This is a genomic window from Aureimonas populi (assembly GCF_017815515.1).
Classification (GTDB): Bacteria; Pseudomonadota; Alphaproteobacteria; order Rhizobiales; family Rhizobiaceae; genus Aureimonas; species Aureimonas populi.
The window spans coordinates 240,363-253,512 of record NZ_CP072611.1 but is presented as its reverse complement, the minus strand read 5'-3'; the positions used below and the strand labels follow the sequence as shown (position 1 = coordinate 253,512).

Below are 13,150 nucleotides of genomic sequence, written 5' to 3'. Positions count from 1 at the left end.
ATAACTTCAGTGAAATGAATAGGTGCTAATGATGGACTATGGACAGATGGAAGCGGTCAGCGCCGTCCTGCGATCGGGCACTTTTGAAAAGGCCGCGCGTGCGTTGCACATCACCCCCTCGGCCGTATCTCAGCGGGTGAAGGCTCTGGAAGACCAACTCGGTATTTCACTGATTGTACGTGAGAAGCCCTGCCAAGCCACCGAGGCGGGAGCGATGGTTGCTATGCATTTTGAACGGGTCAGCCTTCTACAGCGCTCCCTTGAAAGCCAACTCTCGATAGAGAACAGCCTGGTAAAGAAAAGCTATATCCGTATAGCTGTTAACGCAGACAGCGTGGAAACGTGGTTCTTAGAGGCGCTGTCCCCGGATTGGTCCTGGCTGTATGACCTCGTCATCGACGACCAGCACCATAGCGCCGAATGGCTTCGAAAAGGTCTCGTCACCGCAGCCGTCACGGCGGACGATAATCCGGTGACTGGTTGCGATTCCCGGCCGCTCGGTGCCCTAAGATACATCGCGGTCTGCTCGCCCGAATTTCGCGACAGGTGGATGCCCGATGGATTGACGCCCGAAGCGATTAGCAAGGCCCCAGCTTTAGTCTACGGCAACAAGGACTCACTTCATTCAAACTGGCTTTCGGCGAGTTTACAGTACGAAATCGGCTACCCCTTCCACCAATTGCCTTCCACAACAGCAATTACCAACGGGGTTCTCCGAAGCCTTGGATGGGCGCTGGTGCCGGAAATCCTTGCCGAACCTCATGTTAAGAGAGGCGAGCTGGTCCGGCTTGCGCCGGATTACAGGCTGGACGTCCCGCTATTTTGGCAATGGTCTCGTGCGGTGAAGCCAGCCTTGGTCCGGTTGAACTCTGCCGTCATCAAGACCGCCAGCCAGCACCTTCAGCCTATTGGAGCGGGCCGCTCTCCGTGATTCTTCTGCCAGATGGCATGCCTAGTTCAGAGCTTCCGACGCTTGGTGTAGCGCGCAAAAACGAATGGCCGCGCGCGCAAGATCGGACGGCAAAGGTTTCAGCCCCCTTTGAAGCCGCCTGAAACGATCAATTCGCCCACCTTCGAAGGCTCGCCTTTCGAGATCGAATAGGTGGTCGTCGCGCCCTCCATCTCGAAGCGCTCGAAGATCGCTCGGACCTCCGGCCGGTCGTTGATCGAGAGGATGAGAGCGCCCTTCAGCCCGGCCAGCTTCTCGGCCATCTCCGCGAACTGATCGCGCGAGAATGCGTTCCGCGCCGTAATATCCTTCCGAGCCGTAATACGGCGGATCGAGATAGAACAGCATCCCCCGCCGGTCGTAGCGCCGAAGGAAGTCCTCCCAGTCCAGCCGCTCAATGACCACGCTGGCGATCATTCGCGCCCGATCGAAGGGCCGGCGGTGGGGGAAGTATGGGGCGTTGCGGAGGTGGGGAAAGATCGGACGGGAATTGGCTGGCGACTTGCATCTTGCGCCTCTCCTTACCCTCATCCTGAGCCTGTCGAAGGACGAGGGTGAGCGGCACGATCGCTGCACCAAGCGCCCCCCGTCCTTCGACAGGCTCAGGATGAGGGGCTATGCGGACGGCTCAGGATGAGGGGCGGTGCGGAGGGCTCGGGGTGAGGGGCCAAGCGGGGCCGGGGCTGGGGAAAGCCGGCGGCCCGGCGACTGGCCGGCAGATCAGCTATCCATCTTCAGCGCCGCGATGAAGGCTTCCTGGGGGATGTCCACCTTGCCGAACTGGCGCATGCGCTTCTTGCCCTCCTTCTGCTTGTCGAGGAGCTTGCGCTTGCGGGAGGCGTCGCCGCCGTAGCATTTGGCGGTGACGTCCTTGCGCAGGGCCGAGATGGTCTCGCGTGCGATGACCTTGCCGCCGATGGCGGCCTGGATCGGGATCTTGAAGAGATGGTTGGGGATCAGCTCCTTGAGCTTCTCGCACATCTGCCGGCCGCGCTTCTCGGCCTGGTTGCGATGGACCAGCATGGAGAGCGCGTCCACCGGCTCGGAATTGACCAGGATCGACATCTTCACGAGGTCGCCCTCGCGATACTCGATCAGCGAATAATCGAAGGAGGCATAGCCCTTCGAGATCGACTTCAGCCGGTCGTAGAAGTCAAACACCACCTCGTTGAGCGGCAGCTCGTATGTGACCATGGCGCGCTTGCCGACATAGGAGAGGTCCACCTGCACGCCGCGCCGCTCCTGGCAGAGGGTGAGGATGTTGCCGAGATAGTCGTCCGGGGTGAGGATCGTCGCCTTGATCCACGGCTCGTGGATGGATTCCACCTTCATCACGTCCGGCATGTCGGCCGGGTTGTGGAGCTGGGTGGTGGTGCCGTCCGTCAGCTTGATGTCGTAGACGACCGAGGGCGCGGTCGCGATGAGGTCGAGGTCGAACTCGCGCGAGAGGCGCTCCTGGATGATCTCCAGATGCAGAAGGCCGAGGAAGCCGCAGCGGAAGCCGAAGCCGAGCGCGGCCGAGCTTTCCATCTCGAAGGAGAAGGAGGCGTCGTTCAGGCGCAGCTTGCCCATCGCGGCGCGAAGGTCGTCGAAATCGGCCGCGTCCACGGGAAAGAGGCCGCAGAAGACCACGGGCTGCGCCGGCTTGAAGCCCGGCAGCATGGAGGTGGTCTGGCGCTTGTCCTCGGTGATGGTGTCGCCCACGCGCGTGTCGGCCACCTCCTTGATGGAAGCGGTGATGAAGCCGAGCTCGCCGGGGCCGAGCGCCTCCACCGGCACCATCTTGGGCGTGAAGACGCCCACCCGGTCCACCAGGTAGCGGGCGTCCGCACCCATCATGCGGATGGTCTGGCCTCGTCTCAATTCGCCGTCGATGATGCGCACGAGCACGATGACGCCGAGATAGGCGTCGTACCAGCTATCCACCAGCATCGCCTTGAGGGGCGCCGCGCGGTCGCCCTCCTTGGGGGCGGGCAGGCGGGTGACGATGGCCTCCAGCACGTCCTCGATGCCCAGGCCCGATTTCGCCGAGATCATCACAGCGTCGGAGGCGTCGAGGCCGATCACCTCCTCGATCTGCTCCTTCACCTTGTCCGGCTCGGCGGCGGGCAGGTCGATCTTGTTGAGGACGGGCACGATCTCCAGGTCGTTGTCGAGCGCCAGATAGACGTTGGCGAGTGTCTGCGCTTCCACCCCCTGCGCGGCGTCCACCACGAGGAGCGCGCCCTCGCAGGCCGAGAGGGAGCGCGAGACCTCGTAGGCGAAGTCCACATGGCCGGGCGTGTCGATGAGGTTGAGGACGTAGGTCTCGCCGTCCTTCGCCTTGTAGTGCAGGCGCACGGTCTGCGCCTTGATGGTGATGCCGCGCTCGCGCTCGATATCCATCGAATCGAGCACCTGGTCCTTCATCTCGCGCACCTCCAGCCCGCCGGTGCTCTGGATGAGCCGGTCGGCGAGGGTGCTCTTCCCGTGGTCGATATGGGCGACGATCGAGAAGTTGCGGATGCGGGACAGGGGCGTGTGTGCGGGCGTGGTGCTCATGCCCGGCATATATTCAATTGGAATGGAAACAGGAACCGTTTTCCTCTCACGCCGCCACGCGGTTCCGCCCGCCCGCCTTGGCGGCGTAGAGCGCGCGGTCGGCCCGCTCGATGGCGCGGGCAAGGTCCTCGCCCTCCTCCTCCACCGCCACGCCGAAGCTGACGGTGGCGGCGATGGCGGCCTCGTTCCACCGCACGGGCGTGGCGGCGAGCGAGCGGCGAATGGCTTCGGCGCGCTCCATCGCCCTGTCCGGGTCGGGGTCGGCCAGGAGGATCACGAACTCCTCCCCGCCGAAGCGCGCCACGAGGTCGCCCGCGTCCAGCGCGCCGCGCACCCGCTCGGCGAAGGCGCGGATCACCGCGTCGCCCGCCGCATGGCCGTGGCGGTCGTTGATGGCCTTGAAGCGGTCGAGATCGGCCATCAGCACGGCGCGCGGCCGGCCGGCGGCGCGCTCGCCCGCCTTCAAGTAAAGCCCGGCGCGGTTGAGCGAGCCGGTCAGCTCGTCGCACAGCGCCTGCTCGCTCAGCACCCGGCGCGCATGCTCCTCTGCCATCGTGAAGAAGGCCATGACGAGGACGTAGTTCATCATCTGGTCCGCCACGAGCAGGAATTGCAGGCCGGGCGCGTGGCCGGTGATGTCGAGGATGATCCAGGTGAGATAGGCCGGCACATAGGCGAGCAGCGCGACGCCGCCCGCCCGGCGGCTGAAGGAGGGGCGACCGTTGCGCAGCACGTAGAGGCCGAGCATCACCGAGTGCGTGCCGAGCGCCGTGGTCGTCAGCGCCAGCGAGAGGAGCGGTGCGAGGGCGGCGGGCGCAAGCAGGAAGGGCAGCGCGCAGGCGGCGGCCACCACCGGCGGCATCAGCACCATGTGCGGCGGGAAGGGGCGCCTCCCGTCGATCAGGCGAATGCCGGCGCCGGCGAACAGGATGGTGCCGGAGAAGCACGTGAAGCTTGCCGCCAGCACGGGGAGCGGCGGCTGCGGAACCAGCAGGAAGGCGAGGGAGCCCGCGGCCCCGAAGAGATTGCACACCGACCACAGGAGAAGGTTCCGCTCCTTGCGCCGCCCGCTCCACAGGCCGGCGAACATCACAGCGAAGACCCCGTACATGAGGGCGCTGCAGAACTGGAGGGTGGCGTGGTCGAGGGTCAATGCAAAGCGCCGTCGTTCCGTTGTTTCCGCCCTTCCTCTACGTCAGAGGCGAAAGGAGCGGCCGCACGATAGCGGCAGACGGTTAAGCTTGCCTGTCATTGTCCTTCGGCCGGCCGCGAAAGCGCCGCGACCTCTGCTTGCGTCAGCGGGCGCACGGCGCCCTTGGGCAGGGGGCCGAGCGCGAGCGGGCCGATGGACACGCGCACGAGGCGCAGCGTCTCGATGCCGCTGGCCGCCAGAAGGCGGCGGATCTGGCGGTTGCGGCCCTCGTCCAGCACGATCTCCAGCCAGGAATTGCGCGTGCCCTCGCGCAGCAGCACGGCCGACCTAGCGGCGAGCACCTCGCCCTTGTCCTCCACTCCCGCGACGAGGGCGGCAAGGAGCGCGGGGGCCGGGCGTGCGTCGATCTGCACGTGATAGGTCTTGTCCGGGGCGTTGGCCCCGTCGAGCACGCCCTGCGCGAAGAGCGTGTCGTTGGTCATCAGGAGAAGCCCCTCGCTCGCCTTGTCGAGCCGGCCGACGGGCGAGACATGGGGCAGGGCAAGCCCTTCCAGGCAGCGATAGACGGTGCCGCGCCCCTGCGGGTCGTCGCGCGTGGTGACGAGCCCGCGCGGCTTGTTGAGCATGAGATAGACCGGCTCGGCCGCGCCCACGGGCACGCCGTCCACGGCGATGCGCGCGGTGGCCATGTCGGTGCGGTGCTCCGGATCGAGGATCGCCACGCCGTTCACGCTCACGCGGCCCTCGCGCACGAGGCGCGCGCCCTGCGTGCGCGAGCAGTGGCCGAGCTTGGAGAGGACGCGCGCCAGGCCGTGGCCGGCCGGCGTGGCGGAGGGGGCTGGGGAGGAGGAAGCGCGCTTGGGCATGGGCCTTTTCATAATCGCTCGGGCCGGCGCGCGGTAGGGCGCCCGTCGCGCCGGCCTGGCATCCCCGCCGCTTTTCCGCTCTCACGGTGCTTGGCGCGGCGGGGGGAAAGCCGCTATGTGCGGCGCAGCGCCGTGCCCGCCCGGCCTGTCAGCGGAGTGCCCATGCCGTCCGAAGAGTTCACGCTCGCCTTCTCATGCCCCAACCGCGCCGGCATCGTCGCCGCCGTCTCCCGCCATCTCTACGACAATGGCGGCGACATCCGCGAGGCGCACCAGTTCGACGACCCGGAGACGGGGCGCTTCTTCATGCGCGTGCGCTTCGCCATCGTGGAGGCGGTGGTGACGGTGCAGAGCCTGACGGCGGGCTTTGCCACCATCGCCGAGCGCTTCGGCATGGACTGGCGCCTCGCCTCTCGCGAGGCGGTGCCGAAAATCGTGATCCTGGTCTCGAGATTCGACCATTGCCTTGCCGACCTGCTCTATCGCTGGCGCATCGGCGAGCTGCGCATGGAGATCGCGGCGATCGTCTCCAACCACCCGCGCGAGGTCTACGCCCACCACGACCTCGACGGCATTCCCTTCCACCATCTGCCGGTGACGAAGGAGACCAAGGCCGAGCAGGAGGCGCGTATCCTTGCCATCGTGGAGGAGGCGGGCGCCGACCTCGTGGTGCTGGCGCGCTACATGCAGATCCTCTCGGACGAGATGTCGGCGGCGCTCTCGGGGCGCTGCATCAACATCCACCATTCCTTTCTGCCCGGCTTCAAGGGCGCCAAGCCCTATCACCAGGCGCACCGGCGCGGGGTGAAGCTGATCGGGGCGACGGCGCACTACGTGACCGCCGACCTCGACGAGGGGCCCATCATCGAGCAGGACGTTGAGCGCATCTCGCACCACGACAGCCCGGACGACCTCGTGCGCAAGGGGCGCGACATCGAGCGGCGCGTGCTCTCGCGCGCCATCGCCTGGCACCTGGACAACCGCGTGCTGCTGAACGGCGACAAGACGGTCGTCTTCCGGGACTGAGCACCGATACCGAGCTGGAAGGGATTTCGACAATGAGCGCGACGATCATCGACGGAAAGGCCATCGCGGCCGGTTTGCGCGCGCAGGCGGCGGAGGATGCCGCCCGCTTCGCAGCGGAGCGCGGCCGCAAGGCGGGGCTCGCGGTCGTCCTCGTGGGCAACGATCCGGCCAGCGAGGTCTATGTCGCCTCCAAGGTGAAGCTGACGCGCGAGACGGGCATGGAAAGCTTCGGGCACCGCCTGCCCGCCGAGACGAGCGAGGCCGACCTTCTCTCGCTGGTGGCGCGGCTGAACGCGGATGAGAGCGTGGACGGCATCCTCGTGCAGCTCCCGCTGCCGGGCCATATCGATTCGGGGCGGATCATCGAGGCGATCGATCCGCGCAAGGACGTGGACGGGCTGCACCCGGAAAATGCCGGCCGGCTGATGAACGGCCTTCAGGGCCTCGTGCCCTGCACGCCGCTCGGCTCCATGATCCTGGTGGAAAGCGCGGTACCGGACATTTCGGGCCTCAACGCCGTGGTCCTCGGCCGCTCCGTTCTGGTCGGCAAGCCGGTGGGCCAGCTCCTGCTGGCCGCCAACGCCACCGTGACGATGGCCCATTCGCGCACGGCGGACCTGCCCGCCCTGTGCCGCAACGCCGACATCCTCGTGGCGGCCGTGGGCCGGCCCGAAATGGTGCGCGGCGACTGGATCAAGCCGGGCGCGGTGGTCATCGATGTCGGCATCAACAGGCTCGCCCCGGAGCCGGGCCGCGAGAAGGGCCGGCTGGTGGGCGACGTCGCCTTCGCGGAAGCGGTGGATGTCGCGGGCGCGATCACGCCGGTTCCGGGCGGCGTCGGCCCGATGACCATCGCCTGCCTGCTGAAGAACACGCTCACGGCGGCGCGGCGCCGGGCCGGGGGCTGATATCGGCCCGGGGCGGCCGGGCGGGGCTGTTCTTGTCGAGGACAGTCCCTAGCTTCACGGCTCGCAACAGGAGCCGTGAAGACATGACCCTTTCCATCGTCGCCAAATGCCCCGGTGCGCGCCAGTTCGGCGTGGCGGCGGCGACCGAGATGCCGGCCGTCGGCAAGTTCCTCTCCTACGCCTTCCCGCGCTACGGCGCCTTCGCCACGCAGGCGCTGGTCAACCCGTATCTGGGCATAGACGGCTGCAAGCTCCTGTCCTTGAGCGTTTCGGCCCAGAGCACGGTGGAGACCGTGCTGGAGGACGACGAGCAGCGCGAGGAGCGGCAGGTCGCGGCCGTGGACAAGGAGGGCCGCTCGGCCGCCTTCACCGGCCGGAACTGCATTCCCTTCGCCGGTTCGCTGCAGGGGCCGAACTACTCCGTGCAGGGCAACCGGCTGGCCGGCCCGCAGGTGCTGGAGGCGATGGCACGCGCCTTCGAGCGAGACACGGGGGCCGAGCTCGTGACCCGCCTCATCGACGCCATCGCAGCGGGCGTCGCCGCCGGGGGAGACAAGGAGGGGGAGCGCTCGGCCAATGTCTACATCGTGGAGGAGGAGGAATACCCCATCTGGGATATCCGGGTGGACGACCATCCCGACGTGGTGGGGGAGCTGAAGCGGCTGGAGGGCGTGTTCCGCGAGGAACTCTACCCCCATGTGCGCAAGATGCCCTCGCGCAAGCTGTAGGGCGCGGGCAATGGCGGGCGAACGGCGCCGCCCGCCGCCCGCGCGCCCTCAGCAGGCGGCGCGAAGGGTGGCGCGCACGCCGTTGCCCGTTTCGTAAGTCACCTCCGAGCGCAGACTCATGGCCATGGCCCGCACGAGCTTGGTGCCGAGCCCCGTGCCCTTGGCCGCCTCGCCCTCGGCGAAGCCCGCGCCGTCATCCTCCACGCTGAGCACGAAATGCTCGTCCCCGTCGCGCAGGAAGCGCACGCGAACCTCGCCGCCCGTGGCGCCATAGGCGTATTTGCAGGCGTTCGACACCAACTCGGTGACGATGACGCCGACGGAGACGGCCTTGTCGGTCTTCAGGCGGATCGGCTCGGCCGTGAAGCGGACCGTGCAGGGGGAGGCGGGGCTCGACCAGGTCTCTTCCAGCTCCTTGACCAGCGCGGTGAGATAATCGCCCATGTCGACCGTCTCGACGTCGTTGGAGGTGTAGAGCTCGCGGTGGACGCGCGCGATGGCCGCGATGCGCCGCTGCGTGTCCTTCAGGGCCTCGCGCGAGACCTCGTCGGACAGGGCCGAGGCCTGCATCTGCACGAAGGCGGAGACCATCTGGAGCGAGTTGGAAACGCGGTGGTTCACTTCCTTCAGGAGCGCTTCCAGCCGGGCGTTGGTGGCGCGCAGGGCCGCTTCCGCCTCGGCCTTGTCGTTGCGCAGGCGCACGCGCTCCAGCGCCTGCGCGAAGGAGGCGGCCAGAAGGTTGAAGAAGTCGTCGCCGACGCTCTTGACCACATAGTCCGACGCGCCCGCCTTCATGGCGGCCACCGCCACGCGGCTTTCCTCGGAGCCGGTGACGTAGACGACGGGGGGCATATCGGCGAGCTGGCGCAGGGCGGCCAGCGTCTCCAGCCCGTCCTGCCCCGGCATGTAGTGATCGACGGCGATGAGGTCGAACTGCTCGACGGAGGCCAGCGCCACGCCCTCGGCGCCGCTGGGCGCCGTGGTCACGGCGAAGCCGCGCCGGCTCAGCGTTCGCTCGGCCAGAAGGCGCAGGCCCTCGTCGTCGTCGATATAGAGGACGCGCGCGAGTTGCGACATTACGCTTCGCTTTCGACCTCGGGCACCTGGATCACGGTCAGGAACAGGCCGAGCTGGCGGATCGCCTGCGCGAAGCTCTCGTAGTTCACAGGCTTGGTGATGTAGACATTCGCGCCCAGATCGTAGCAGCGCTGGATCTCGACCTTGTCGTCCGTGGTGGTGAGAACGACGACGGGCGTGCGACGCAGCGGCGAGTCCTCGGCCTTCATCTTCACCAGGATGTCCGTGCCGCTCATGTCCGGCAGGTTGAGGTCGAGCAGCACCAGCGCCGGGCCGTTGAGCGCGGGGCCGTGCGGGTCGTCGAACAGATATTTCAGCGCCGAGGTCCCGTCGGTGAAGTGGCGGATCTCGTTGGACACGCCCGCCCGGCGGATATTCTTCTCGATCAGGCGCGCGTGACCTTCGTCATCCTCGATCATCAGGATGTTGACGGACAGATGGGGCGTCATGACGCTTGGGCTTCCTTCTGGGCTTCGTACCTGACCGGAATGGAGAGACGGAAGGTCGCGCCTTCGTCAAGGGCTGAATCGCACGATATCACACCGCCGAGGCGATAGGCCACGGCGCGCACATGCGCCAGGCCGATGCCTTCGCCCGGCTGGTCCTGCGCGCCCGACCTGCGGAAAAGGTCGAAGACGCGCTGGTGATCCTTCGGGTCGATGCCCCGCCCGTTGTCCTGCACCTCGTAGATGATGCGATCGCCCACGCGCCGGCCGCGCACCGCGATGCGCCCCGGCCGGCCGGGCTTGAGATACTTGACCGCGTTCTCCACCAGGTTGGAGAAGATCTGCTCGATGGCCACCCGGTCGGAGGTGACGCCCGGCAGGGGCCCCTCCACCGCGATCTCGGCGCCCAGCTCGTCCAGCCGGTGCTGGAGGCTGTCCACGATGCTCCCCATCATCTCGTCCATGTCCAGCGGCTCGGGCGTGATGACGCGCCGCCCCTCTCGCGAGAGGCGCAGGATGGCGTTGATCAGGCGGTCCATCTTCTGCGTCGAGGTGCGGATGAAGCCGATCGATTCGGGCAGGTCCTCGCGCACCGCAAGGCGCGCCTCCTCGCTCACCACCTGCGGGGCCTCGGCCTCGGCCTTGTCCACCATCTGCGTGAGAGGTTCGATCGCGGCCTCCAGCTCGGCGGTAAAGCCCATGACGTTGACGAGGGGCGAGCGCAGGTCGTGGCTGACGATATAGGCGAAGCGCTGGATCTCGTCATTGGCGCGCTGGAGGTCTGCGGTGCGCACCTGCACGGCGCCCTCCAGCATTTCGTTCAGGCCCTTCAGGGTGCGATGGGAGCGCCGAAGGTCCGTCAGGCTCCGGCGGATCCACCACATGGTGACGGTTCCCACGAGAAGCATGAGCAGGCCGGCCACCGCCAGGATCGCATAGGCATAGATCTGCTGCCGGCGCTGGCTGCCCGTCCTCTCGACCAGGAGCTGCTGCTCGATCGCGATCATCTCGCGCCCCAGCGTGCGGATGGCGTTGACCGTGGCGGCGCCGCTGTCCAGCACGAACACGGCGCTGCCGTCGAGGCTCAGATCCTCGCGCATGGCCGCGACGGAGTCGCGCGCGACCTGAACGTAACGCTCGGAGAGCTCGCGCAGCCGCGCCAGGCTCTCACCCTGCGTCGGATTGTCGGCGGTCAGCTCGCCGACATGCTGGAGGAGGGTCTCGGTCTCCCGCGCCGCTTCCTCCAGGATTTCGGAGAAGGGCTCGTTGCGGGTGAGGAGATAGCCGCGCCGGGCGGAGGCGACGCGCTCGATGGCGGCCTTGAAGCGTTGCAGGCCGAGCTCGACCTGATAGGTGTGCGCCACCTCCGCGCTCTGGCGCTGCGCCTGTATCAGCGCCCAGCCTCCGGCCCCGCCCAGCGCCATCAAGGCGGTGAAGCCGATGGCGATGGCCCCGGCGATGAAGCGGCCGAGCTTTCTGTCGGATGAATAGGCCGAAGGGGAGATCGTCTTAAGTCCTCGCGAGGAAGAAGGCAGGGAGGCGAGCCGCCCGGCCGCCCGGATGCATCGTGCACCCAAAGGGTTCCATAGCCGAGGGGGGTGTGCGGAGGCCAGCCGCTTTTCACGTTTTCGGCAACGCGCGCAAAAACACCCTTCGATCGGCTAAGCCGGTGACACGATGCATTCGGATGGTCTCAATCCCCCGTTAATCAAGAAGCCGGAATGATGGCCGGCCGGTCGGGAGGGGAACGGTCCCCGAGCCGCGATATCACGATGCCGGACCGAAAGGTGACATGATCCAAGGCCTGTACGACTGGACGATGAAGCTTTCCAGGCACCGCAACGCCGAGCGCTCGCTGGCGGCCATGTGCTTTGCCGAAAGCTCCTTCCTGCCCGCCTTCCCCGAGGTGCTCCTCCTGCCGATGATCCTGGCCGACAGGAGCAGGGCATGGCGCCTGGCGCTGATCTGCACGGGCTTCTCGGTGGCCGGAGGCATTGTCGGCTATTTGATCGGCCTGTTCCTGTTCGAGGCGCTCGGCCAGCCGCTCCTGGCCTTCTACGGCATGACGGGCAGTTTCGAGAGGCTGGCGGAGGACTACAACGATCTCGGCTGGCTGATGGTGCTGGTGGGCGGGGGCGTCACGCCCATTCCCTACAAGGTGGTGACGATCCTCTCCGGCGTGACGCGGCTCGACTTCGCGCTGTTCGTGGCCATGAGCGTGGTGGCGCGCTCCATTCGCTTCGCCATCCCCTGCGCGCTGCTCTATTACTACGGGCCGCAGGCCAAGGTGCTGCTGGAGAAGCGGCTCGGCACCGTCATCTGGGGCTCGCTGGCGCTGGTGATCCTGGGCTTCCTCGCCGCAGGGTATCTTTTCTAGCGCGTCGCTGCGAGCGAGACGCCCTTGATCTGGGCGATCACCTCCTCGCCCTCGCGCAGGGCGAGGCGCTCCACCGAGCGGCGCGAGAGGCGCGCGCGGAACGCGGCCCGCGGGTCTCCGCGCAGGGAAAGGCGCAGATGCGCCTCCGCCTCGCCGAACGGGTCGATCCCCTCGATCCTTGCCGGAACGGCGTTGAGGATGCTGGTGTCGGCGGCCCGGGCGCGGGCGATGGACACGTCGCCGGCAGCGATGCGCACGCGCACCCTTTCGCCCACCGAAAGCGCGCTGGTGACGACGAGGATCTCCACCCCGAAGACCTGGAGCGCCGCGATGCCGTCCGGCTCGAGGCGCGCGACGCGGCCGGGCAGGATCGCGGCGAAATCGCGCCGCTCGCCGAGCGGGGAGGCGGGATCGGCCAGCACCTCGCCCAGCGGGCCGGACGAGACGACGCGGCCGCCCTTCAGGGCGACGAGATGGTCGGCGAGGCGCTCCACCTCGCCGATATCGTGGGTGACGAGGAGGATGGGGATCGACAGACGCGCGTGAAGCGCCTCGAAATAGGGAAGGATCTCGTCGCGCGCCATGCGGTCCAGCGCCGAGAGCGGCTCGTCCATCAGGAGGAGGCGCGGCTGCGAGAGCAGCGCCCGGCCGATGGAGACGCGCTGCCGCTCGCCGCCCGACAGATGGGCCGGATCGCGCTCCACGAGGCGTGTCAGGCCCAGCAGCGCCACCACCTCGTCGAAGCGGATCGCCTCGGCCCCGCCCCGCGCGCGGCGCTGGCCGTAGGTAAGGTTGCCGCGCACGGAGAGATGCGGGAACAGGCTCGCCTCCTGGAAGACGTAGCCGACGGGGCGCTTGTGCGGGGGGCGGAACGTGTGCTCGTCCTGCCAGGTCTCGCCGCCCACCCGGACGTGCCCCGGCAGGCGGTTGAGCCCGGCCACCTGCCGCAGAATGGAGGTCTTGCCGCAGCCGGAGGGGCCGAACAGGGCGGTGATGCCGCGCATCGGGGCCTCGAAGGCCGCGTCGATGGAAAAGCCGCCGAGCGAGCCGGACAGGGCGATGTCGATCGTCTCCATGCG

At 67.6% G+C, this 13,150-nt stretch carries 13 protein-coding genes; 5 read left to right on the top strand and 8 right to left on the bottom strand.

Features of this window, described 5'->3' with window-relative positions; genetic code table 11:
- Positions 1-46: 46 nt before the first annotated feature.
- Positions 47-931, top strand: a complete 885-nt coding sequence (locus tag J7654_RS01195) for a LysR family transcriptional regulator ArgP (RefSeq protein ID WP_245195588.1) — start codon at positions 47-49, stop codon at positions 929-931.
- Between the two features lie 98 nt (positions 932-1,029).
- Here the strand turns inward: J7654_RS01195 and J7654_RS01190 are convergent, their stop codons facing one another.
- From J7654_RS01190 to J7654_RS01175, 4 genes are all read right to left on the bottom strand, one after another.
- The gene (locus J7654_RS01190) at positions 1,030-1,212 is read right to left on the bottom strand and encodes a DNA adenine methylase (protein ID WP_209737495.1); all 183 of its coding nucleotides are present in this window, start codon (positions 1,210-1,212) and stop codon (positions 1,030-1,032) included.
- Between the two features lie 457 nt (positions 1,213-1,669).
- On the bottom strand, positions 1,670-3,499 hold the full coding sequence (lepA, locus tag J7654_RS01185) for a translation elongation factor 4 (protein WP_377946390.1): 1,830 nt from the start codon (positions 3,497-3,499) through the stop codon (positions 1,670-1,672).
- 37 nt (positions 3,500-3,536) lie between these two features.
- Positions 3,537-4,643: a GGDEF domain-containing protein gene (locus tag J7654_RS01180; RefSeq protein WP_209737491.1), complete on the bottom strand. Its 1,107-nt coding sequence runs from the start codon at positions 4,641-4,643 to the stop codon at positions 3,537-3,539.
- A gap of 95 nt (positions 4,644-4,738) precedes the next feature.
- Positions 4,739-5,509: a pseudouridine synthase gene (locus J7654_RS01175; RefSeq protein ID WP_245195587.1), complete on the bottom strand. Its 771-nt coding sequence runs from the start codon at positions 5,507-5,509 to the stop codon at positions 4,739-4,741.
- 162 nt (positions 5,510-5,671) lie between these two features.
- Between J7654_RS01175 and purU the strand changes: the two genes are divergently transcribed.
- From purU to J7654_RS01160, 3 genes are all read left to right on the top strand, one after another.
- Complete coding sequence (purU, locus tag J7654_RS01170) at positions 5,672-6,535, top strand: formyltetrahydrofolate deformylase (RefSeq protein WP_209737487.1); 864 nt, start codon at positions 5,672-5,674, stop codon at positions 6,533-6,535.
- A 32-nt stretch (positions 6,536-6,567) separates the two neighbouring features.
- Positions 6,568-7,443, top strand: coding sequence for a bifunctional methylenetetrahydrofolate dehydrogenase/methenyltetrahydrofolate cyclohydrolase FolD (gene folD / locus J7654_RS01165; protein ID WP_209737485.1), 876 nt, complete (start codon positions 6,568-6,570; stop codon positions 7,441-7,443).
- 83 nt (positions 7,444-7,526) lie between these two features.
- Entirely contained in the window at positions 7,527-8,171 is a 645-nt protein-coding gene (locus tag J7654_RS01160) for a DUF1028 domain-containing protein (RefSeq protein WP_209737483.1), read from the top strand.
- A 48-nt stretch (positions 8,172-8,219) separates the two neighbouring features.
- Here the strand turns inward: J7654_RS01160 and J7654_RS01155 are convergent, their stop codons facing one another.
- Genes J7654_RS01155 through J7654_RS01145 form a run of 3 tightly spaced genes read right to left on the bottom strand, consistent with a single transcriptional unit; the run spans position 8,220 to position 11,271 of the window.
- Positions 8,220-9,248, bottom strand: coding sequence for a sensor histidine kinase (locus tag J7654_RS01155; RefSeq protein ID WP_209737481.1), 1,029 nt, complete (start codon positions 9,246-9,248; stop codon positions 8,220-8,222).
- Positions 9,248-9,697, bottom strand: a complete 450-nt coding sequence (locus tag J7654_RS01150; RefSeq protein ID WP_209737479.1) for a response regulator — start codon at positions 9,695-9,697, stop codon at positions 9,248-9,250. The genes J7654_RS01155 and J7654_RS01150 overlap by 1 nt, the downstream gene beginning before the upstream one ends.
- Positions 9,694-11,271, bottom strand: a complete 1,578-nt coding sequence (locus J7654_RS01145) for a sensor histidine kinase (RefSeq protein WP_209737477.1) — start codon at positions 11,269-11,271, stop codon at positions 9,694-9,696. Before J7654_RS01145 ends, J7654_RS01150 begins: the two co-directional genes overlap by 4 nt.
- A gap of 215 nt (positions 11,272-11,486) precedes the next feature.
- On the opposite strand from J7654_RS01145, the gene J7654_RS01140 reads away from it, so the two are divergent.
- Positions 11,487-12,071: a YqaA family protein gene (locus J7654_RS01140; RefSeq protein ID WP_209737476.1), complete on the top strand. Its 585-nt coding sequence runs from the start codon at positions 11,487-11,489 to the stop codon at positions 12,069-12,071.
- Here J7654_RS01140 and modC read toward each other — a convergent pair.
- Positions 12,068-13,147: a molybdenum ABC transporter ATP-binding protein gene (gene modC, locus J7654_RS01135; protein ID WP_209737474.1), complete on the bottom strand. Its 1,080-nt coding sequence runs from the start codon at positions 13,145-13,147 to the stop codon at positions 12,068-12,070. The genes J7654_RS01140 and modC overlap by 4 nt on opposite strands.
- Positions 13,148-13,150 lie beyond the last annotated feature (3 nt).